We start from the raw sequence: 1,032 nt of genomic DNA, 5'->3' as shown, positions 1-1,032 counted from the left end.
TTTCAATGCTCCAATGTGCTCGCGTGCTCTCTAGTAAAGCTTTAGCCGTTAGTTTTGCTGAGCTTATGTAGTGCTTGATTTGCATTGTTTCTGCTGGCTTATCACCTTCTTGACGAATTGAAACGACCATACCAATTGTGGAGAGTTCAGCCCAATCAAACGCTATATAGCCTAAGAAATCTGTATTGTGAACAACCATACTCAAACGCGTTTCTGTACGACCATGCCCTTTCTCTTGAGTGACGTATTTATCACCTTCAAAACTATTAATCATACTAGAATTAAACACTTGGCTAATCGCTTGCTCCAATCGTTTTTGATTACCTTTTACCGCTAAGAGATAATCTGCATCTTGAGCGACTATCTTTTCAGCTATATCCTTCTGGCATCCCATAGCATCAATAGTCACTAAACAACCTCGCAAGGAAAGCATTTCAAGCAGTTCAGGGATCGCTTTTATTTCATTGCTTTTATCCGCAGTCTTCACTTGTCCTAGTACAACTTGGTTTGCTGCACTAAAGGCACTAACCATATGGATTGCACCACAACGCTTGTCTTTGTTGTATGTGCCTCTGAGAGTTTTGCCGTCGATAGCAATCACTTCACCCTCTGTCGTCTCATGACAGTCTTTCATCCACGCAGTAAAGCATCGTTGCAGTTGCTTGGCGGAAATAAGATTGATAACTCGGGCAATGGTATCGTGTACTGGTATGCCTTGTTTGAAATCACCATACTGCCTAAGCCATTCCAAGTTATCTTCACCAAAATCTTCAATATCCTCCCAACCTTCAGCACCAGCAATCACTGCTGCAATTGTTAAGAAGATAATGTCGGTTAGCGTGTGCTCTATTTTCCAAGCTTGGCGAGGGTCTCGAATAACTGAAATATGGTCCAAAAGGCTTAATCCATTCATTATGGCTAAATATCTGCTGTTAAAAAACAGTATATGATCACACCTAAATCTGATCATCAAATCGATCTTGAATGTATTGAATTTGTTGTGACTTCAGTGTACAAATTAGTGGAAACATC

General features: G+C 40.6%; 1 protein-coding gene. It reads right to left on the bottom strand.

The window, feature by feature from the left end:
- Positions 1-913 (bottom strand): ISAs1 family transposase (locus AB4512_RS21990; RefSeq protein WP_372175671.1); only part of this gene is annotated, 913 nt, incomplete at its 3' end.
- Positions 914-1,032: the final 119 nt, after the last annotated feature.

The sequence above is a fragment of the Vibrio sp. 10N.222.52.B7 genome (assembly GCF_041474275.1).
Classification (GTDB): domain Bacteria; phylum Pseudomonadota; class Gammaproteobacteria; order Enterobacterales; family Vibrionaceae; genus Vibrio; species Vibrio crassostreae_C.
Note: the sequence above shows the minus strand (reverse complement) of the source record. Positions and strands in the feature narration are given on the sequence as shown.